This window comes from Nonomuraea typhae, from assembly GCF_009760925.1.
In the GTDB taxonomy this organism is placed as follows: Bacteria; Actinomycetota; Actinomycetes; order Streptosporangiales; family Streptosporangiaceae; genus Nonomuraea; species Nonomuraea typhae.
In genome coordinates, this window is record NZ_VRLV01000010.1 from 177,975 (window position 1) to 198,393 (window position 20,419).

General features: G+C 71.5%; 17 protein-coding genes and 1 tRNA gene. 10 read left to right on the forward strand and 8 right to left on the reverse strand.

Features of this window, described 5'->3' with window-relative positions; all coding sequences use genetic code 11:
* Positions 1 to 153 precede the first annotated feature (153 nt).
* Positions 154 to 3,027 (forward strand): glycosyltransferase family 2 protein, encoded by a 2,874-nt coding sequence (locus tag FVE25_RS33925; protein WP_157251226.1) that lies wholly within the window; start codon positions 154 to 156, stop codon positions 3,025 to 3,027.
* The gene (locus FVE25_RS33930; RefSeq protein ID WP_157251227.1) at positions 3,024 to 3,431 is read left to right on the forward strand and encodes a hypothetical protein; all 408 of its coding nucleotides are present in this window, start codon (positions 3,024 to 3,026) and stop codon (positions 3,429 to 3,431) included. The genes FVE25_RS33925 and FVE25_RS33930 overlap by 4 nt, the downstream gene beginning before the upstream one ends.
* Here the strand turns inward: FVE25_RS33930 and FVE25_RS33935 are convergent.
* The 4 genes from FVE25_RS33935 to pdxR are packed head-to-tail and all read right to left on the reverse strand — an operon-like array spanning position 3,425 to position 7,215.
* A complete protein-coding gene (locus tag FVE25_RS33935) occupies positions 3,425 to 3,994 on the reverse strand; it encodes a cysteine hydrolase family protein (protein ID WP_157251228.1) in 570 nt (189 codons plus the stop codon). The genes FVE25_RS33930 and FVE25_RS33935 overlap by 7 nt on opposite strands.
* 18 nt (positions 3,995 to 4,012) lie before the next feature.
* Positions 4,013 to 4,762, reverse strand: coding sequence for an SDR family oxidoreductase (locus FVE25_RS33940; protein WP_157251229.1), 750 nt, complete (start codon positions 4,760 to 4,762; stop codon positions 4,013 to 4,015).
* Entirely contained in the window at positions 4,759 to 5,790 is a 1,032-nt protein-coding gene (locus FVE25_RS33945) for a phosphotransferase family protein (protein ID WP_157251230.1), read from the reverse strand. Before FVE25_RS33945 ends, FVE25_RS33940 begins: the two co-directional genes overlap by 4 nt.
* Positions 5,791 to 5,799: 9 nt before the next feature.
* Positions 5,800 to 7,215 (reverse strand): MocR-like pyridoxine biosynthesis transcription factor PdxR, encoded by a 1,416-nt coding sequence (gene pdxR, locus FVE25_RS33950; RefSeq protein WP_157251231.1) that lies wholly within the window; start codon positions 7,213 to 7,215, stop codon positions 5,800 to 5,802.
* Between the two features lie 46 nt (positions 7,216 to 7,261).
* Here pdxR and FVE25_RS33955 point away from each other — a divergent pair, with 46 nt between their 5' ends.
* The 8 genes from FVE25_RS33955 (at position 7,262) to FVE25_RS33990 (ending at position 16,193) form a co-directional block, all read left to right on the forward strand.
* Positions 7,262 to 7,900: a pyridoxamine 5'-phosphate oxidase family protein gene (locus FVE25_RS33955; protein WP_157251232.1), complete on the forward strand. Its 639-nt coding sequence runs from the start codon at positions 7,262 to 7,264 to the stop codon at positions 7,898 to 7,900.
* 146 nt (positions 7,901 to 8,046) lie between these two features.
* Complete coding sequence (locus FVE25_RS33960; RefSeq protein WP_157251233.1) at positions 8,047 to 10,431, forward strand: serine/threonine-protein kinase; 2,385 nt, start codon at positions 8,047 to 8,049, stop codon at positions 10,429 to 10,431.
* Positions 10,432 to 10,519: 88 nt separating this feature from the next.
* Positions 10,520 to 12,193 carry a serine/threonine-protein kinase gene (locus tag FVE25_RS33965; protein WP_157251234.1) on the forward strand — a complete coding sequence of 558 codons (1,674 nt, stop codon included), beginning with the start codon at positions 10,520 to 10,522 and terminating at the stop codon, positions 12,191 to 12,193.
* A 21-nt stretch (positions 12,194 to 12,214) separates the two neighbouring features.
* The gene (locus FVE25_RS33970) at positions 12,215 to 13,567 is read left to right on the forward strand and encodes a protein kinase family protein (RefSeq protein ID WP_157251235.1); all 1,353 of its coding nucleotides are present in this window, start codon (positions 12,215 to 12,217) and stop codon (positions 13,565 to 13,567) included.
* Positions 13,568 to 13,604: 37 nt separating this feature from the next.
* Positions 13,605 to 14,903: a DUF2510 domain-containing protein gene (locus tag FVE25_RS54010; protein ID WP_181019791.1), complete on the forward strand. Its 1,299-nt coding sequence runs from the start codon at positions 13,605 to 13,607 to the stop codon at positions 14,901 to 14,903.
* A gap of 22 nt (positions 14,904 to 14,925) precedes the next feature.
* Positions 14,926 to 15,519 (forward strand): oligoribonuclease, encoded by a 594-nt coding sequence (orn, locus tag FVE25_RS33980; RefSeq protein ID WP_157251236.1) that lies wholly within the window; start codon positions 14,926 to 14,928, stop codon positions 15,517 to 15,519.
* A 67-nt stretch (positions 15,520 to 15,586) separates the two neighbouring features.
* A tRNA-His gene (locus FVE25_RS33985) sits at positions 15,587 to 15,659 on the forward strand.
* 306 nt (positions 15,660 to 15,965) lie between these two features.
* Positions 15,966 to 16,193: a helix-turn-helix domain-containing protein gene (locus FVE25_RS33990; protein ID WP_157251237.1), complete on the forward strand. Its 228-nt coding sequence runs from the start codon at positions 15,966 to 15,968 to the stop codon at positions 16,191 to 16,193.
* An 84-nt stretch (positions 16,194 to 16,277) separates the two neighbouring features.
* Here the strand turns inward: FVE25_RS33990 and lat are convergent, their stop codons facing one another.
* The 4 genes from lat to FVE25_RS34010 all read right to left on the reverse strand — a co-directional run bounded on the left by lat (position 16,278) and on the right by FVE25_RS34010 (position 20,393).
* A complete protein-coding gene (gene lat, locus FVE25_RS33995) occupies positions 16,278 to 17,549 on the reverse strand; it encodes an L-lysine 6-transaminase (RefSeq protein WP_157251238.1) in 1,272 nt (423 codons plus the stop codon).
* 85 nt (positions 17,550 to 17,634) lie between these two features.
* Positions 17,635 to 18,162, reverse strand: coding sequence for an HdeD family acid-resistance protein (locus FVE25_RS34000; protein ID WP_157251239.1), 528 nt, complete (start codon positions 18,160 to 18,162; stop codon positions 17,635 to 17,637).
* Positions 18,163 to 18,219: 57 nt separating this feature from the next.
* Positions 18,220 to 18,867, reverse strand: a complete 648-nt coding sequence (gene trhA / locus FVE25_RS34005; protein WP_157251240.1) for a PAQR family membrane homeostasis protein TrhA — start codon at positions 18,865 to 18,867, stop codon at positions 18,220 to 18,222.
* Positions 18,868 to 18,908: 41 nt separating this feature from the next.
* Entirely contained in the window at positions 18,909 to 20,393 is a 1,485-nt protein-coding gene (locus FVE25_RS34010; RefSeq protein ID WP_181019792.1) for a penicillin-binding transpeptidase domain-containing protein, read from the reverse strand.
* Positions 20,394 to 20,419 lie beyond the last annotated feature (26 nt).

The window sequence follows — 20,419 nt, forward strand, 5'->3', positions numbered from 1 at the left end:
GTGCGAGCACTCCGTACGTTGCCCAACGGGCGCCGCCCAGCCAAGATCGAACGGCGTTCCGAACTGTTCGGAACGGCCCCGGCCACCCCCGGCGGGACCGAGTAAAGTCCTGGGTATCCGTCGTTCCGCTGAGGGTCGGGAAAGGTACACACGGTGGAGGAGAGGGCGACGCGTGAGGTGAAACGGCCCGCCGTACCACCACCGCCGGCCGAGCCGATGCCCGGCGAGGACGACGACGCCACCGTCACCCGGCCGATTCCCAAGATCCCGCCGGCCGCGCTGGACGGGAAGACGGTGCCCACGCTCTCGGTCGTCGTCGTCACCGGCGAGGTCGGCGCCTGGCATCAGCTGCGGGTCACGCTCGCCTCCCTGCGCGCCCAGCTGGAGCCGCCCGAGCAGATCATCGTGGTCGTCGACCACTGCCCCGAGCTCGCCGAGCTGGCCCGCACCGGCCTCGACGACGTCATGGTCCTGCACAACGAGGGCCAGCCGGGCGTGGCCGCCGCCCGCAACCTGGGGCTGGCCGCCGCCACCGGCGACGTCGTGGCCTTCCACGACGACGAGACCGCCGCCGAGCCCGACTGGTCGGCCTGCCTGCTGCGGGCCTTCACCGACCGGCAGGTGCTGGCCGTGCGCAGCGCGCTGACGCTGCGGTGGGTGGCCGGCCGGCCGCGCTGGTTCCCCGAGGAGCTCGCCTGGCTGATGGGCGCCTCGTGCACGGGCTCGCCGGAGGAGTCGGGGCCGCTCGACGACCTGTACGGCGCCGGCCTGGCCTTCCGGCGCGACGCGCTCACCGAGGTGGGCGGATTCCCCGCCGACCTCGACCACCAGGCCGGCAACGTGCTGGCCGAGCCGCCCGGCGGCGTCAAGGCCGAGTTGTTCCACCTGCTCACCGACCAGAACCCCAACGGCGTCGTCCGCTTCGAGCCCGCCGCCCGCCTGCGCGCGGGGATCTCCGCCCGCCGGGCCTCCCGCTCGTACGTGATCTCCCGCTGCCTGGCCGAGGGCAAGTCGCTGGCGGCCGTCCCCCACCGCGACCGCGGGCGCCGGGCGCTGAGCGCGCACCTGGCCCAGGTGCGCTCCTCGCTGCCGCGCACCACCTTCCAGGCGATCACCGTGACCGGCCCCGGCAACGTACGGCCCGGCCAGGCGCTGGTCACGCGGCTGCTGGCGATGCTGGCCACGGTCATCGGCTACATGAGCGGCCGGATGGACTCCACCCGCGCCGACCAGGTCCCGGCCGCGGGGAACGTCACCTGGTTCGTCGCCCGCACCGCGCTGCCGATAGCCACCATCCTGTGGGGCCTGTCGCTGCGCCGGGTGAACCTCGACGAGATGACCGACCTCGGGCTGCTCACGGTCCTGCCGGCGACGTTCTGGATGGCGATCGTGGTCATGATCGTCGGCTTCGTCGCGCTGCTCAACGACCGGCACGCGCTGGAGTTATGGCACGCCGGCTACGTGCTCATCCTCATCGCGGTGCTGCATGCCACGCCCAGCCTGCTCTACCCGACACTGCGCTATCCGTGGGCGTGGAAGCACGTCTCGATCATCGACTACCTGATCAGGCACGGCGCCACCGACCCGGCCGCCGGCGCGCTGTCGGCCTACCACCAGTGGCCCGGGTTCTTCTCCTTCTTCGCGCTCATGACCGAGGCGACCCGACTGGAGAACGCCCTCGACATCGCCAAGTGGGGGCCGCTGGTCTTCAACGTGGCGACCCTGCTGCCGCTGCTGCTGCTCTTCCGGACCGTGACCAGGAACCGCCAGCTCATCTGGGGCGGCATCTGGGTGTACTTCTCCTGCTCGTGGGTCGGCCAGGACTATTTCTCGCCGCAGGCCACCACGCTCGTGCTCTACCTCATCGTGCTGGCCGTGGTGGTGCGCAGGTTCCGCCGGGGCCCCATCCGGCCGGGGCCCGATCCGCACGGGCTGGCCGCCGAGCCGCCGCCCATGACCACCACCTACGCCCGGCTGACCTGGACGCTGCTGCTGGTCATCCCGATCGCGGCCATCGCCTCCTCCCACCAGCTCACGCCGCTCATGCTGGTGGCCACGCTCGGCCTGCTGTTCATCCTGCGCCGCCACCGCAACTTCGGCATCCTGTTCGTCAGCGCCGCGCTGGCCGGTGGGTGGGCGGTCGGGATCGCCTGGCAGGTGCTGCAAAGCAAGATCAGCTACATCGTCGGCTCGCTCGGCGACGCGGGCGGCAACCTCGACGCCGGTCTGGTCGCGCTCGGCGACGTCGCCCCCGGCCAGGTCATCGTCGCCTACGCCGACCGGGCGCTGTCGCTGGGCCTGTGGCTGCTGGCCATCGCGGGGGCGATTCTGCGCCGCCAGTGGCTGCGCAGGCCCGGGCTCCCCCTGCTGATGATCGGCCTGGCGCCGCTGGCGTTCTTCGCGGCAGGCAGCTACGGCGGGGAGATCCTGTTCCGCGTCTACCTGTTCACGCTGCCGCTGACCGCCTTCCTGGCCGCCGCGGTCTTCCTGCCGGGCCGCCGGGCGGTCGTCCGCCTGCTGGTGCTGCCGGTCGTGCTGCTGCTCATGGTCGCCGGGTTCTTCTTCGGCAACTACGGCAAGGAGCAGGGCAACTACTTCACGCTGGACGAGGTGGAGCTGGTCCGCGAGCTCCACCGGATCGCGCCGGACAACTCGCTCATCGTCGCCCCCACCTTCTTCTTGCCCGGGGCCTACGACGAGTACGAACGCTTCGACCAGAGCTGGCTGGACGAGCTGCCGCCGACGCGCGCGGCCGTGCCCAACCTGCCGTCGTACGTTCCCACGCTGAGCGAGTTCGTCGAGCGGCCCGCTCCTTCGCTGATCAGCCTGATGAGCAAGCTGCCGCCCGGGGCCAAGGGCTACCTCGTGCTCAACCGCACCCAGCGCCCCGCCACCGAGACGCCCGGCATTCTGCCCAAGGGGACGATCAACCGGCTCAAGCAGGACGTCGAGGCGTCCAAGCGGTTCAAGCGCGTGCTGAGCAATCCCGGCGGGGACGTCTACGAGCTGCTTCCGGAGAAACCATGACCTTCTCTCGGCTGTCGCTGCTGCTTCTGGGGCTGTCCGGCTGGGTCGCCGTGCTCGCCACCCTCCTGTCGCCCGGCTCGCCGATCTGCGTGGTGGTGAACGTCGTCTTCCTCCTGTTGTGCCCGGGGGCGGCCGTCCTCGGGCTGGTCCGCCCGCTGCTGGGGCGCCGGGACCACACTGGGGACGCGATGGAGAGCGCGGCGCTGGCCTTCGCCATCAGCATCGGGATGGGGATGCTGGTCAGCGAGGCGTACTTCCTGACCGCCACCTTCACCCTGGAGCGCACGCTGATCACGCTGGCCGCCATCACCTCGGCGGCCGCTCTGGGCGCGGTGATCACGTCGGCGCGCGCCCGCCGCGTCCCGCTCGGCCGCCGGGAGGGCGTCGTGCGCCGCCGTCAATAGGCGGCGACGGGGCCGGAGGCGATCCAGTCCTTGACGGAGACGACCTCCGCCCACTGCGGGAACAACGTCTCGACGAGGAAGCGGTGGGTCTCGGGGTCGAGGTCCAGGCAGGCGTCCTTCAGGATGGTGAGGCCGAGGTCGCGGTCGTTGGCGTGGCACGCGGTGTGCAGCACGACGCCGCTGGTGGCGATGCCGGCGAGGGCGAGGTGGTCGATGTCGCGGGACCGGAGGACGAGCTCGAGGTCGCTGCCCGAGAACGCGCTCCCCCGCCTCTTGGTCACCACGACGTCGCCCTCCTGGGGCGCGATGTCGGGGTGGATCTCGAGGCCGGGGCCGCCCTCGTCGAAGATGCCGGTCCGTACGGCGAAGGCGATGGCCTTGCTGCGCGGACTGGCCGCCGCCCAGCTCTTGCGGACCTCGATGGCCACGTAGATCACGGGGACGCCCGCGGCGCGGGCGCCGTCGATCGCGCTGCGCAGGCTGGGCAGGATGGCGGCGCCGCCGTCGACCATGTCCACGATGGTCTGCTGGACGTCCATCACGAGAAGAGCACTGTTCGCCATGATCACACGGTAGCCACCCTAAAAGGCGGGCGGGCGCTGGCCGGTGGCCGGGCCGGGGACGCCGGCGAAGCGGTACGGGATCGGCTGCCGCCCCGGCTGCACGACGAGGATGGCGCCCGGCTCCTCGGCGTAGAACGCGGACTCCACGGCCGCCGCCACGTCCTCGGCGTCCAGGAGGGGGAAGCCCGCCCCCACGAACACGTCGCGCATCCCGGCCACGAGCGGGGTGTCGGTGAAACCCGGGCAGACCGCGCCGATCCGGATGCCGCGCGCGGCCAGGGGCGCCGACATGCCCCGGACCAGGCCGACGACCGCGTGCTTGGTCATCGTGTACACCGGGTCGCCGTCGTAGGCGACGAGACCGGCCAGGGAGGAGGTGACGACGATGGCGCCGCCGCCCGATCGGGACAGCGCCGGGGTCGCGGCGGCCACGCCGTACACGACGCCGTCGATGTTGACGGTGACGGCCGTGCGGTACTGGACGGGGTCGAAGGCGGCCATGTCGACGCCGCTGGGGATGCCGGCGTTGAGGTGGACGAGGTCGAGGCGGCCGTATTCGCGCTCGGCGGCCTCGACGGCCAGGGCGGAGGTCTCGGGGAGGGCGACGTCGCCGGTGACGGCGGTGCCGCCGATCTCCTTGGCGAGGCGTTCGGCGCCGTCGCGGTCGATGTCGACGAGGACGCAGCGCACGCCGCCGCGGGCCAGCCGCCGGGCGACTGCGGCGCCGATGCCGCTGGCTGCCCCGGTGATCAACGCGACGGAACTCATGGTGCCTCCCGGTCGAGCATGCGGTGAGCGCGGGCGAGGAGGGTGGGTACGGCGGCTCCGATGCCGTCGAAGCCCTCTCCCACGGTCTTACCTTGCCGGAACCGGGCGTGAATACCCTCGACGATGACGGCCAGCTTGAAGTTGCCGAAGGCCACGTAGTAGTCGACGTCCGAGACGTCGCGCCCGGAGACCTTGGCGTAGTGCGCGGCGAACTCGGCGGCGTTCAGGAAGCCGGGCGCGAGCGTGACGTCGCCGGCCACCGGCACACTGGCCCGCTCCGCGTCCCCGGGGTCCTGCCAGTACGTCAGCGTCAGCCCCAGGTCGGCCAGCGGGTCGCCGAGCGTGGACATCTCCCAGTCGACCACTGCCAGGATCTCGGGCGGATCGCGCCTGATCAGCGTGTTGTCGAGCCGGTAGTCGCCGTGGACCAGCGTGCTCTCCGAGCGCCCCGGCATGCGGGCGCGCAGCCTGGCCACCAGCCGGTCGTACTCGGGCAGGTCGGCGGCCTTCGAGCGCTCCCACTGCTGCTCCCAGCGCTGGAGCTGGCGGGTCATGTAACCCTCGGGCCGCCCGAAGTCACCCAGCCCGGCCGCGCGGTAGTCCACCTGGTGAATGGCGGCCAGGACCTCGGCCAGCCGCTCGGCCAGCCGCCGGGCCCGCTCGGCCGGCACGTCGCCGAGTTCGTCCTTCGTGCGTACGGCGGCGCCGTCCACGTGCCCCATGACGTAGAAGGGCGCCCCGATGACCTCCTCGTCCGCGCAGAAGGCCAGGGCGGGCGGCACCGGCACCGGTGTGCCGCCCAGCGCCGAGATCACCCGCCATTCCCGGCGCATGTCGTGGGCGGTCGGCAGCACGTGGCCGAGGGGAGGCCGGCGCAGGACGACCGGGTGTTCGCGGCATTCGATGCGGTAGGTGAGGTTCGACTTGCCACCGGAGATCAGCGCGGCGGACGACGGCTCGCCCGCGCCGGGGACGTGCGCGGCCATCCAGGCGGTCAGTCGGGGCCAGTCCAGGCCGGGAACGGTCATGGGACCACATTAGAACGTCGCTCTGGTCCGGTGCGCAATGAGCTCCGCGACGACCGCGCAGCCCCTGCGCACGTCGCCCAGCGAGGCCGAGCCGTACCCGATGACCAGGCCGTGCACGCGCGGCGGCCCGAAGTGGTGGCGCTCCACCGAGTCCAGGCGCACCCCGCGCGCGGCGGCCTCGCGCACGAGGACGGGTCCCACGCCAGGGGGCAGCTCGGCCAGGACGTGCAGGCCCGCGGTGTCGCCGTGCAGGCGGCAGACCGGGCCGAGGATCTCGACCACGACGGCCCGGCGGCGCGCGTACTCCAGCCGCATGCGCCGCAGGTGCCGGTCGACGTCGCCGTGCTCGATCAGGGTGGCCACCGCCTGCTGGACCGGCCCGCTGGTGCGGTCGCCGAGATCCTCGCGCAGGCCGGCGAGCACGGCCAGCAGGTCCTCCGGCCCGACCAGCCAGCCGAGGCCGATGTCCGGCGACAGCGCCTTCGACAGCGTCCCCAGCAGCACGACGCGGGCCGGATCGAGCCCGTACAACGCCGGCAGCGGCGCCACGTCGTAGCGGAACTCGGCGTCGTAGTCGTCCTCCACGATCGTCGCCCCGGTCCGCCTGGCCCAGGCCAGCAGCCGCTCCCTGCGCGGAATGGGCAGCCGGCCGCCGAGCGGGTACTGGTGCGCGGGCGTCGTGTACAGCAGGCCGAGATCGTCCGGCAGACCGTCCACGATCACGCCGTCGCCGTCCACCGGGCACGGCACCACCTCGAACCCGCGCCCGGCGAACACGTTGCGCGCCACCCTGTACCCCGGGTCCTCCACCCCCGCGCGGCGGGCCCGTTCCCGCAACGCCAGCGCGACCAGGTCCAGCCCGTTGGCGGTGCCGCGGGTGACCAGGACGTTCTCCGGCCCGACCGCCACCGCCCTGGTCCGCCGCAGGTGCCGGGCCAGCAGCTCCCTGAGGTGCGGCAGGCCGTACGGGTCGGGGTCGTCGCCGGGAGGCAGGTCGGCCGCCCTGCGCCAGGCCCGCTTCCACGCGGCGCGATCGTAGTCGCGCACCCACGGCTCGCCGGGGACCAGGTCGATGGACGGGGCGGGCTCGGGCTCCGGCCGCCGGACCGGCGCGGACGGCTTCGGCGGCGCGGGCGCGGGCAGGTCGAGCTCGGTCACGAACGTGCCGGAGCCGTGCCGCCCGTCCAGCCATCCCTCGGCGTAGAGCTGCTGGTATGCCTCGGTGACGACGGTACGGCTGACGCCGAGCTGGGCGGCGAGCCCGCGGCTGGACGGCAGGCGTTCGCCGGGCGCCAGCCGCCCGCCGCGCATCGCCTCGCGCAGCCACCCGGTCAGCTGGGCGGCCAGGGGCTCGGCGGCGTCCCGCGACAGGGCGACGGGCAGGTCAACGAGGCTGCGCACGAAGTGGTCTCCATGAATCGGCATTTAGTGGCCCTAATCTACAAGTCCACTTCGGCGTGAAGATGGCCGCATGCTCTCCACGACACCCCGCACCACGCTCGGCCGCGAGAAGCAGCGTGCCGCCACCGACCGCGCCGAGTTGTACGAGGTGCTCGACTCCGCCCTGATCTGCCACCTGGGCGTGGTGCGCGACGGCCACCCGATGGTCGTGCCGACCGGCTACGGCCGCATCGGCGAGACCCTCTACCTCCACGGCTCGACCGGCGCCACGTCGCTGCGCTCCGGCCAGGGCACCGAGGTGTGCGTCACGGTCACCCACGTGGACGGCATCGTGCTGGCGCGCTCGATCTTCAACCACTCGTTCAACTACCGCTGCGCCATGATCTACGGCACCGCCCGCCTGGTCACCGACCCGGACGAGCGCCTGGAGGGGCTGCGCGCGCTCAGCGAGCACCTGGCGCCCGGCCAGTGGGACTACACCCGCCGCCCCACCCGCAAGGAACTGGCCGCGACCTCGGTGCTGGCATTGCCGCTGGAGGAGGCGTCGGTCAAGCTGCGCCGCGGAGCGCCGGACGACGAGGACGCCGACTACGCGCTGCCGATCTGGGCCGGGGTGCTGCCGGTGGTCACCGGGTTCGGGACGCCGGTGCCGGACCCCGTTCTGCCCGAGGGCACCGCCGTACCGCCGCACATTCTGCACCGCCGTTGAGCCCGACGATCATGCGCGCCCGCGATGCCGTATCGGGATGGTAGCCGCTTGCCCATTCCCATCCGGAATCTCCAGTAGTTTCATGAAAACCTGACCGCTGAATCGCACGTCCAACCTTGTGGGCCGCCTCCTGATGGGAGTTGGCGATGGAGTGGAGCGCCCCCGGGTACACCGAGGTCCGACAGCTTGGTGCGGGTGGAAGTGGCCGGGTCGTGCTGGCCGTGCATGACGACACCGGCGTCAAAGTCGCGATCAAATATCTCAACGAGCAGCTCAGACGGGACCCGGCGGCCCTGGCCAGGTTCCAGTCGGAGGCCAGGCTGCTGACCACGGTGCGCGATCAGCACATCGCGACCATGTGGGAGTACATCCAGGAGCCCGATGGCGCGGCCATCGTGATGGAACTGGTCAACGGCGTCTCCCTGCGGGCGCTGCTGCGGGAGAACGGCACCACCGGGCCGGAGGCGGCCCTGGTCGTGCTCAAGGGCTCGCTGCTGGGGCTGGCTCGGGCGCACGCGCTCGGGCTAGTGCACCGGGACTACAAGCCGGAGAACGTCCTCGTCCGCGAGGACGGGGCCAGCAAGCTGGTCGACTTCGGCATCGCCGTACGGGAAGGGACGGCCGCGCACCCCGAGGGGACGCCGCCGTACATGGCGCCGGAGATGTGGGCGGGCGGCCCGGCCTCGCCCGCCACCGACGTGTACGCGGCGACGGCGGTCTTCTTCGAGTGCCTGACCGGGCACCGGCCCTACCGCTCGACCGAGCCCAGCGTGCTGGGGTACCAGCATCTGCACGCGCCGATCCCGGTCCAGGACGCGCCCGAGCCGGTCCGCGAGCTGATCACGCGGGGGATGGCCAAGGAGCCGGACCGGCGTCCGGCCGGGGCGGCGGAGTTCGTCGCCGAGCTGGAGACGGTGGCCCGCGCGGCCTACGGCGAGGACTGGGAGGAGCGCGGACGCCGCCGCCTGGCCGCGCTCGTGGGCCTGCTGGCGCTCCTGTGGCCGATGCCGCAGGCGGCCACGCCGCAGGTCGGCACCGCGGTCACGCGGACGGTCTTCCGCGCGATGCGGGCCAACGCGGTCCGGATGGGCGTGGGCACCGGGCTGGCGGTCGCGGTGGCGGTCGCCGCGGTGATCGCGCTGAACAACCGGGTGCCGGTCACGCCGGTGGACACGGTGGCGGCGGCGCCGTCCGAGACGCCGGAGCTGAGCCCGGCGCAGTTGGGGACGCCGACGCCGACCCTGCCGACGGAGACGCCCGAGGTCGTCGACCCGAGCGCGATCGCCTCGGTGCCGGTGGCCGTGGTCCCGAGCGTCGCGCCGCCCACGGATCCGCCCACCGGCCCGGAGACGGGTCCGGTCACGGACCCGCAGGTCACGAACCCACCGGCCACGAACCCACCGGCCACGAAGCGGCCTCCGACGAAGAGCCCGCCCACGACGAAGACCCCGACCAAGCCGACGAAGACCCCGACCAAGCCGCCCACGAAGCCTCCGACCAAACCTCCGACCAAACCCCCGACGAAGCCCCCGACGCCGACGATCACCCCTGTCCCGCCCACCACCGTCTCCGCCCTCTCCCTGGGCAGGCTGACGCTCAGCGAGGGCAACGTGGCGTCGGGATCGGTCACCGTCCGCGCGACCGGCACCGCCGAGGTCACGCTCACCGCCCGCCTGACCGTGGGCGGGACCACGGTCAGGTCCACGCAGGCCCGCCTGCGTGGCGCGCTCTCCTACACCCGCTCCTTCAGCCACACGCTGCCCGAGCGCCCGTGCGGGGAGAACGTGACGCTGACGGTCACGACCTCGCCCGCCGCCCCGGGCGGCCCGCGCAGCAGCACCGTGGCCGTCCCGGCGTGCCCGACCGAGGTGACGAGCCTGCGGGCGGCGCTGGCGGTGGCGCAGGCGCCGGGCCGCGCGGTGAGCGTGCGGGTCCAGGTGGGCGCCAGCGGCACGGCCGCGATCCCGTTGTCGGCCAGGTTGTCGCTGAACGGCGAGCAGGTGCTGACCCGGCAGGCGACCCTGGCCGGGCAGCGGTCCTACACCCGGGCCTTCAGCCACACCTTCGCCAAGCGTCCATGTGGCGGGACGCTGTCCGTGCACGTGACGGCCGGCAGCCGGGAGACCTCCGCCCAGGCGGCGGTGCCTTGTCCGGCGGGGGTGGCGCGGATCGCCATTCTGCGCGCCGTCCTGAGCACGGGCGGCAAGGCCGTCGCGACGGTCGGCGTCACGACCCTCAACGAGCAGGCGGTACGGCTGAGCGTCGCCTTCACCGCGGCCGGGCGGACGATCGGCAGCCGGGTGCTGGAACTGGCCGGCCAGACCGCCTACAGCAGGACGGTGGCCTTCTCAGCAGGGAAGGTGTCCTGCGGCACGGGGTGGTCGGTGACCGCCTCGGCCGGCGGGAAGTCGGACAGCGCCTCCGGCCGGACTCCGGCATGTCCCCCTGAACCATCAGAAACCCCTTCTCCACCACCAACAGACAAGAAACCATCAGAGAACCCCACGGAAACCCATAAACCGGAAGAGTGAAATATCCGACTCTTCAGGAGTAAGAGGGGTTACACTGCCGTGCGTCTGAAGTGGGTGGGGGCCCTGACGACTCCAGAGAAGAGGCGTTATGGATGGGCAGTGGGGGGTTCCCGGCTACACCGAGGTCCGCGAACTGGGCTCCGGTGCGTCGGGACGCGTCGTCCTGGCCGGCCGGGACCACGACGGCACGCAGGTCGCCATCAAGTACCTGTCCGAGGAGCTGCGCCTCGACGTGGCGTTCGTCGCCCGCTTCCGGCACGAGGCGCGGCTGCTGGCCACCATGCGCAGCCCGTACAACGCCCGGCTGATCGAGTACGTCGAGAACGGCGAAGGCGCCGCCATCGTCATGGACCTGGTCAACGGCGTCTCCCTGCGCGAGATCCTGAGCTCAGAGGGCCCCACCGGGCCGGAGGCCGCGCTGACCGTCCTCAAGGGCTCGCTGCGCGGCCTGGCCTCCGCCCACGCGCTCGGCGTCGTGCACCGGGACTTCAAGCCGGAGAACGTCATCGTCGAAGGTGACGGCACCAGCAAGCTGGTCGACTTCGGCATCGCCGTACACGTGGGGCAGGGGACGAACACCTCAGGAACCCCGCCGTACATGGCGCCCGAGCAGTGGGCGGGCGGCGCCGCCACGCCCGCGACCGACGTCTACGCGGCCACCGTCGTCTTCTTCGAGTGCCTGACCGGCGCCCGCCCCTACCGGGCGACCAACCTGGCCGCGCTGGCCCGCCAGCACCACAGCTCCCCGCCGCCGCTCGAGGAGGTGGCCGAGCCGCTGCGCGGGCTGGTCGAGCGCGGGCTGGCCAAGCATCCCGCCGAGCGCCCGGCGACGGCCGACATCCTGCTGGCCGAGCTGGAGACGGTCGCCGTCCAGGCGTACGGCCCCGACTGGGAGGAGCGCGGACGCCGCCGCCTGGCCAGGCTGGCCGGGCTGTTGCTCCTGTTGTTCCCGGCGCCGCCGGAGGGGACCGCGCAGATCGCGACCTCCGTGGCCGAGACCCAGTTCCGCGCCCCGGCCAGGCTGATGAGCAAGCTCGGCGCCAAGATCGCCGTCGGCGCGGTCTGCGTCGGCGCGCTGGTGGCCGTGGCGATCGTGGTGACCACCGCCTCCGACGGCGAACCCCGGCTGCAGGCGGCCAGCAGCTCACCGACGATCAGCGTGACGCCGCAGGAGGTCCCGCTGCCCGAGGAGACCTCCGAGGAGCCGGCACCGGAGGAGACGACCGAGGAGCCGACGCCGGAACCCTCCAGCTCGGCCAGCGCCGCGCCGCCGCCCGTGACGCCCCCGCCGCCCGCCGTGACACCCACGCGGAAGCCGACGCCCACGCCGACTCCCAAACCGACCAAGCCCACCAAGACGAAGTCCAAGAAGCCCACCGTCTCGCCCACCCCCGAGGAGGAGGAGACGCCGGAGGAGGGCATCACCGGCCGCGCCAGCACCGACGAGAGCACGCCGCCACCCACGACCTCCGCGCCCCCGCCCACCACCTCCGCGCCCCCGACAGTCCCGCCGACGACCCAGCAGCCCCCGACCAGGACTCCGAGCGGCGAGGGGGTGGGTGCGGGCTCAGGATCGGGTGCGGGCTCAGGATCGGGTGCGGGCTCAGGGGAAGGCGCGGGCTCGAGGCCGGGAGCCGATGCGCCGGAGGCGGAGCAGATCCCGGCCGCGGTCCTGGCGTTCGGGCTGATGACGTCCGGCGCGGTACCCGTCACACTTGCGGTGAGGCGCCGCATGGCGGGGCGGCATCGCAGGCGGCGCTAGGAAACCCGGGGAGCGACGGCGATGAGCAAGGCGAACGGGTCCATCGCCGGTTACCGGCTCACGGACCACACCCGCATCACCGAACTGGGCACCTGGGCCGACGCGATCACGCCGGACGGCCGCCGGGCCGGGGCGCTGCGCTTCGACCCCGGCCTCGTGGGGCTGCCCGGGGTGCGCGAGCGCGTCGTGGCCGCCGTGGTGGCCGACCGGCGGCTGGCGCAGGGCGGTCCACCGGGTGCGCAGGGCGGACCACCCAGTCCGCAGGGCGGGTCGTCGGGGCTTGTGCAGGTGGCCGACGTGGTGGCGGCGGGCGCGGACGTGTGGCTGCTGACCGCCGCCGCGATCAGCCCCTCGCTGGGCGATCTCATGGCGGCAAGGGCCGTGGATCCGCCGGGGGCGGCAGCCGTACTCGTGGAGACCGCGCAGACGCTGCAGGCGCTGCACGCGTCGGGGCTGGCGCACGGGTCGCTGCACCCGGGCACGATCGTGATCGCGGAGAACGGCGCCGCGCTGCTGATCGAGCGCGGGCTCCTGGACGCGGTCCGTGACCAGGAGGCGTCGCCGGAGCGTGACGTGTCCGCCTGGGCGACGCTGGCCAGGTCGCTGGGCGCCTCCTGCCCGGAGCCGTCCGCTCGGCTGCTGGACCGGGCGGCGGCCACGGCCACCCTGCACGGCCTGGCCGCGGCCGGGGACGTCCTGCTCGGCCAGCGGGAGGCGCTGCCCGGCGGGCAGATCACCCGTGACCGGCTGGCCCAGGAGGTGCGCAACCGGACCACGCTGGAGATCGGCCTCAACCCGATCCCGGAGCGGGACGAGGGCGAGATCGTCACCCTGCTCCACGCCCCGGCCTTCGAGCACTTCGGCCCCGGTGTGGGCACGGGAGAGCCGCAGGTGGAGACCACGGCCGCGCGCATGTGGCGGCAGGGCGCCCAGGAGGCCGCGCCCGCCAGAAGGAGCGGGCGCGCGGCGCGGGCCCGGCGGCGGCGCACGGTGCTGGCCGCGGCGGTGTTCGCGGTCGTCGTGGCCGGAGGGCTGCTGGCCTGGTTCCGGCTGAGCGGCCCGTCGACTCCGCTGGCGGTGACCGCGATCGAGGTGAGCGCCCCGAAGAAGGCCCAGGGTTGTGACGCGGACGTGCTGATCACCGGCAAGATCAGCACGAACGGCGGCGCCGGGGAGATCCGCTACGAGTGGGCGCAGAGCGACAGGAAGGAGAAGATCCTCCAGACGCAGCGCACGACCTCGGACAAGACCTCTTACTCGCTCCCGCTGAAGTGGAAGGTGTCGGGCAGGAGCACCGCCAAGCTCACGGCGACGCTGACGGTCACCTCCCCGCAACGTCTGCAGGACAAGGCCACCTTCACCTACAAGTGCTGACAATGCATCTCATTGCACTTCTTATTACGCTGGCGACATGACCTCGCAGACCCCGGCGGGCTGGTACCCCGACCCCTACGGATCGCCCCAACTCCGCTGGTGGGACGGCAACCAGTGGACCGACGCCACACACGCGCAGGAACAGGCGCCCCCGCAGCCTCCGCAAGCCCCGCAGCCCGCGCCGCAGGACGGCACGGACTGGTCGGCCCACCCCGCCAACCCCACACTGCAGTACGGCACGCCCTTGCAGGGCCAGGGCCAGTACGGCCAGCCGTCCTCCGGGTCGACCCCGAACCCGACGACCCCCTTCGCGCAGCCGTCCTTCGAGCAGCGCCCGTCCTACGAGCAGAGCACGTACGGCCAGCCGAACCCGTACGAGCAGCAAGGCAGCCCGCAAAGCGGCCCGCAGAGCACGTACGGCCCGCCGAATCCGCAGGACCAGCTGACCCAGAACGCGTACGGCCAGCAGCAGCCGACCGCCGTGTACGGCCAGCAACCCGGGCAGTTCGGCCAGTGGGGCGGCTCCCTGCCGCCCGGCCCCGGCGGCTACGGCCCCCCGCCGAAGAAGGGCGGCCCGCTGCCGTGGATCCTCGGCGGCGTGGGCGTGCTCGTGGTGGTGGCGCTGATCGTGGTGGCCGCCGTCGTGGTCGTCAACCAGACGAGCGGCGGCACCGCGGCGCCCCCGTCCACGCCCCCCACGTCCTCCGAGGCCCCGTTCCCCACGGAGACCGAGGACCCGGGCTCCCCCGTCCCCACCGCGCCCGGTTCGCCCGCCCCGATCCCCACGGAGCTGCCCGGCGTCGAGGGCGGCCGCATCACCGACACCACGGCCGGCCTGTCCTTCGAGATCCCGCAGGGCTGGAAGGTGCCGCAGGCCAGCCAGGTCAACGGCACCGAACCGGACCGGCAGAACTGGAGCAGCGCGGCCGAGGCGGTCTCGCACGAGAAGTACGACGGCAAGTCGAACTGGATCGGCAACGTCTACGCCGGCGCGCTGAACCCGCTCTACCCCTACCAGGGCACCCAGAGCCTGGGCGCGACGGCGAACACGGTGCTGGCCACGTTCGCCGGTTACTACCAGCTCCCCCACACCAGGAAGCTCGTCAAGAACGAGGCGATCAAGATCGGGGACAAGGACGCCTGGGTGCTCCAGTTCGAGCTGGACTTCTCCAAGGTCGCCAAGGAGAAGGGCTACAAATGGAAGAAGGAGAACGCCGCCATCGTGCTGATGGACCGCGGCACCGGCGAGCGGCCGACCCTCCTGTACGTCTCCGTCCCCGACAACTTGGGCACCGATGTGGTGAACCAGGTTCTCAGCTCTCTCAAGCCCGCCTGACCAGGGGCACTAGGCTGAACCCATGAGTGACTTGCTCGTTTGGATCGACTGCGAGATGACCGGCCTCGACCTCGGCCGAGACGCACTCGTCGAAGTGGCGTGCGTGATCACCGACAGCGAGCTCAACCAGGTGGACGAGGGCGTGGACGTGGTCATCAAGCCGCCGCCCGAGTCGCTGGAGCAGATGTCGGAGGTGGTGCGTGAGATGCACACCGCCTCCGGGCTGCTGCCGCTGCTCGGACAGGGGGTGACGCTGGCCGAGGCCGAGTCGCTCGTGCTCGACTACATCCGCCGGCACATCCCGGAGCCGAAGAAGGCACCGCTGTGCGGCAACTCGATCGGCACCGACCGCACGTTCATCGCCCGTGACATGCCCGCGGTCGACGCCTTCCTGCACTACCGGATGGTCGACGTCTCGTCGATCAAGGAGCTGGTGCGCCGCTGGTATCCGAGGGTGTACTTCGCCGCCCCGGAGAAGCAGGGCGGGCACCGCGCCCTGGCCGACATCACGGAGTCGATCAGGGAGTTGCGCTACTACCGGGCGGCCGTGTTCGTGGGTCAGCCCGGTCCAGACTCGATGACGGCCAGGGGACTCGCCGAACGCGTCAGCGGATAATCGGGTGGCGTAAAGACTCCCGAACACCGCTACACTTTTCCTGTGCCGCCGCGATGCGGCACGCATGGTGGGCGTAGCTCAGTTGGCAGAGCGCCAGGTTGTGGTCCTGGATGTCGGGGGTTCAAGTCCCCTCGCTCACCCTGGAACGACAGGCCCGGTCACAGTGGTGGCCGGGCCTGTCGCATGCCCGCGGGACTGCGGTCACGCGGGCGTCGCGGCTCGCGTGACGCACCATGTCGTACGGCTCGCGTTCCCGATTCGCCTTGTCCGCGCCGTGTGGCTCCAATACCGTTCTGATACTGCCTGGACCCCATCGACGCGCCTCCGTTTTCTCCAGCAACGTCCCCAAACCAGGTCTTTGCGAGTTATGCTCGCTGTCTACCGCTAGCGCCGGATGCGTGGGGGGCCCTCGGCGATCTGACCGACATCGCGCCCTCGGAGGCCGGATGAGAGTCGACGACACCGCCTTCGGCGGCGTGTTCACGTCCTTAAGCAAGCGCGAGGCAGAAGTCATGGACCTGATCGCCACCGGTCAGTCCAACGGACAGATAGCCCAGCGCCTGTTCCTGAGCGAGAAGACGGTGAAAAACCACGTCAATCGCATATACGCCAAGCTGGGCGTGGACTCGCGAGTCACCGCCATAGGTCTGTGGAACTCCCGTTCCCGCGACTGACCTCTTCTTTCCAGCAGGTACGGCGGAGCCGCCCCGCCGCTGCCCGCGGCCGGTTCCCGCAGCCGCGGGCCTGACACGCTCGGTCTAGGGAAGGGCCTTGGCCAGGGAGGCCAGACCACGGTTCAGGTCGTCCTCCGGAATGTTGAGGGCCGGGCGCAGCCGTACAGAACGCTCGCCGCACGGCAGGACCAGCACGCCCTCCTCCTCCCGCAGGCGCTTGATCAGGAGATCGCGCTCCTCCGCGTCCGGCAGGTCGAAGGCGATCATGAAGCCGCGGCCGCGCGCGCCGGAGACGACGCCGGGGTGCTCGGCCTGCAGCTTGGTCAGGCGTTCCAGGGCGTGCGCGCCCAGGGTGGCGGCGCGGGTGATCAGGTCGTCACGCTCGATGATCTCCAGGAGGGCGCGGGAGCGGACCATGTCGACCAGGCCGCCGCCCCAGGTGGAGTTGATGCGGCTGCTCACCTGGAAGACGTTGTCGGCCACTTCGTCCACCCGGCGCCCGGCCATGATGCCGCCCACCTGGACTTTCTTGGCGAAGGCCACGATGTCGGGCTCCAGGCCGAGCTGCTGGTAGGCCCAGGGCGTGCCGGTGGTGCCGCCGCCGGTCTGCACCTCGTCCAGGACGAACAGGGCGTCGTACTCGCGGCACAGGTGCTGCATGGCCTGCAGGAACTCGGGGCGCAGGTGGTTGTCGCCGCCCTCGCCCTGGATCGGCTCGGCGATGAAGCAGGCGATGTCGTGGGGGTGGCGTTCGAAGGCGGCGCGGGCCTGGGCCAGGGCGCGTTCCTCGGCGGCCTCGACGTCGCCGAAGTGGATGGCGGGGACGTCGATGCGGGGCCAGCCGAAGGTCGGGAACCTGTCGGTCTTGGCCGGGTCGGTGTTGGTGAGGCTGAGGGTGTAGCCGCTGCGGCCGTGGAAGGCGCGGGTGAGGTGGAGAACCTTCGTGCCCAGGTCGCGGCTGCGTCCTTCGGCCTCGTTCTTGCGGCTCTTCCAGTCGAAGGCGGTCTTCAGCGCGTTCTCGACGGCCAGCGCGCCGCCTTCGACGAAGAACAGGTGGGGCAGGTCCGGGTCGCCGAGCACGCGACTGAAGGTCTCGGTGAAGTCGGCCAGGTGCTCGGTGTACATGTCCGGGTTGGCGGGCTTGTTCCTGGCCACCTCGCCCAGGATCCGAGCCGTCTCCTTGTCGAAGGGAGGGTTCACGCCGAGCGGAGCAGAGGCGAAGAACGTATAGAAGTCCAGATATTTCCGGCCGGTGCGCGCGTCGGTCAGCCAGGAGCCCTGGCTGCGCTCGAGGTCGAGCACGAGCCGGTAACCGTCGACGAGAAGATGGCGAGCGAGGCGGTCGAGTACGTCCATGTGTCTTCCTCTCGGGGCGAGCCAGACACGAGATACCTTCCCTATAGATGCCGTAAATACCCGTAAACTTTGCGTGCCCAGCGCTTCATGACGCCAGCTTCTTCACGTTGAAGGACAGGACCACCATCGCGATGCCGTAGATGATCGCGAAGATGCCGAGCAGCCAGGTCAGCGTGAGCATCCCGGTCGCGGGCCAGATGATGAGCAGGATGCCGAAGATCACCGACAGGATGCCGCCCAGGATGAGCATCCACTCGTTGTCGATGTCCTTGCGCAACTGGACGCCGGCCACGATCTCCGCGACACCGGTGAAGATCGCCCAGAAGGCGATGACGTAGAGCAGGGCGAGCGCGGTGATCCCCGGCCAGGCGAAGGCCACGATGCCGGCCAGGATGCCGATGATGCCGGAGATGATGAGCCACGCCCTCGACTGCACGTTGTGGCCGAAGGCGGCGAAGAGCGAGAACAGGCCGCTGACGATCGCGTAGGCGCCGAAGAAGATCACCAGGACGTACAGCGTGATCCCCGGCCACACGAGCGCGAGGATGCCGAAGATGATGGCGCAGATGCCTCGGATGAGGATGAGCCACCATGTGCGCGCGATTTGCTCCATGCCCCGATGTTTTCCAGAAAGATCGCGCGTGCAGACCCTAAGGCGGTCAAAAGTCGGTCATGCATGGGCGTAGACCACGATCGAGACCGCGACGTACTGCACCAGGTAGGCGGCCAGGGTGAAGGCGTGGAAGACCTCGTGGAAACCGAACCAGGCGGGAGAGGGGTCCGGGCGGCGCAGGCCGTACACGATCGCCCCGGCGCTGTAGAAGACGCCGCCCACGGCCACGAGCACGACGGCGGCGATGCCCGCGCCCGCCAGCAGCTGCGGCATCACGAAGACGGCCGTCCAGCCGAGCGCCAGATAGAGCACGGTGTAGAGCCAGCGTGGCGCGCCTATCCAGAAGACGCGAAAGAGCACCCCGGCCAGGGCGCCGCCCCAGGTGACCACGAGCACCGCGATCCGGGCGGCGCCGGAGAGCGCGAGCAGGGCGAAGGGGGTGTAGGTGCCGGCGATGATCAGGTAGATGTTGGCGTGATCGAAGCGGCGCAGCGCCTCGGCCAGGCGGGGGCCGAGCGTGCCGCGGTGGTAGGTGGCCGAGATGCCGAAGAGCAGCCCCGAGGTGATGGCGTAGATCGCCGAGGCCAGCCGTGCCTGCAGGGTCGGGCCCAGTGCCACGAGCGCGAACCCCGCGACGAGCGTCACAGGCAGCGCCCCCGTGTGCAACCAGCCGCGCAGCCTGGGCTTCGCGAGAACGGTCGTCATATAACCTACGGTACCGTAGGTAAGGTTCCCCTTAGCAACCCCTACATGCCCTGGAGAAACCGCGCGGCTATCGGCACCGCCGCCGACCTGCCGGAACCGCCGTTGCGCACGAACACGCAGAAGGCCACGTCATCCCGGTAGCCGATGAACCAGCCGTGGTCCTTCTGCTCCTCCACCTCGGCGGTGCCGGTCTTGCCCGCCGTACCCTCGGGCAGGCCGGACTCCGCGCCGGTGCCGTACTCGACCACGGCCCGCATCATCTCGCGCAGCCCCTCGGCCAGCCCCTCGTCGAGCGGCACGTCCGCCGGCGGGGCGCCCTCCTGGTTGGCGGCCTCGTCGCCGGGCAGCAGCCGGGGCGAACGCCAGACACCGCTCTCGACGGCGGCGGCGACCATGGCCATGCACAGCGGCGTGGCCTGCACCGAACCCTGGCCGATGACGTCGGAGCCGAACCAGTTCATGTCCTCGGGCACGCGCATCTGGCCGCAGACGCCCCCCGCGCCCGTGGGCAACTGCACGCCGCGGAAGCCCCACTGGGAGACGGCCTCGGTGAACTCCTCCGGCTCCAGGCGGGTGGTGGCCTGCTCCACGAACGTGGTGTTGCAGGAATGGGCGAAGGACTCGGTGAAGGTGATGCTGCCGCGGTCGGTGCCGCCCGCGTTGTCGAACGGGCGGAATCCCGGGATCTGGTAGCGGCCGGGGCACTCGACCAGGTCAGACGTGGACAGTCCGGTCTGCATCAGAGCCGCGGCCACGACCGTCTTGAACGTCGAGCCGGGCGGGAAGAGCGTCGAGAACGCCTTGTCGCCGTCGGCCAGCCGGTCGGCCACGGCCAGGATCTCGCCGGTGCTGGAGCGGATCGCCACGATGGCCGCGTCGGTGACCCCGTCCAGGGCGCGGGCGGCCGCGGCCTGGACCGGGCGCGAGAGCGTGGTCTTGTGCGGCTTCGTCTTGGGCGCCTTGCTGAGCAGCACCCGGGTGCTGTCGTCCGGCATGATCACCTGGAGGGCCGTGCCGCTCTTGACGGGATACGCCGCGGACAGCTTCCCGAGGTAGTGCTCAGCGTAGTTGTCCTCGGGCAGGCGGTCGCCCTCGGCGGTGACCAGCTCGACCGTGGGGCCCTCCACCGTGGCCAATTCCAGGATGCCGTTGTCCTTGAGCAGCGGGTGCAGGGTCTCCGGCGCCCAGATCACCTGCCAGGTGCTCTCGCGTACGGCCAGCCGCAGGGTGCTCTGGAAGTCCCACCAGCCGAGATCGCGTAATTTGCGCCTCCCGCTGAACGGCACCTCGGCGCTGTCGTCCCCGGTCATCCTGAGCGCGCCAGGCGTCAGCTCGATCGCGTCCACCCGCAGCGTGGCCGACAGCGACGTGTGCCGCTGCGCGAAGTCGTCGGGCGCCCGGTGGACGAGGCGGCGCATGGCCGGCACGTCGCCGCGCCGCCAGGAGGTGAAGTACGACGCGGCCGTCTGCTCGGGGCTGCCGTGCGTGCTGTTGGCCGCGAGCACGGCGAAGGCTCCAGCCCCCATGACCGCCAGAAGCGCAATGAGGAGGA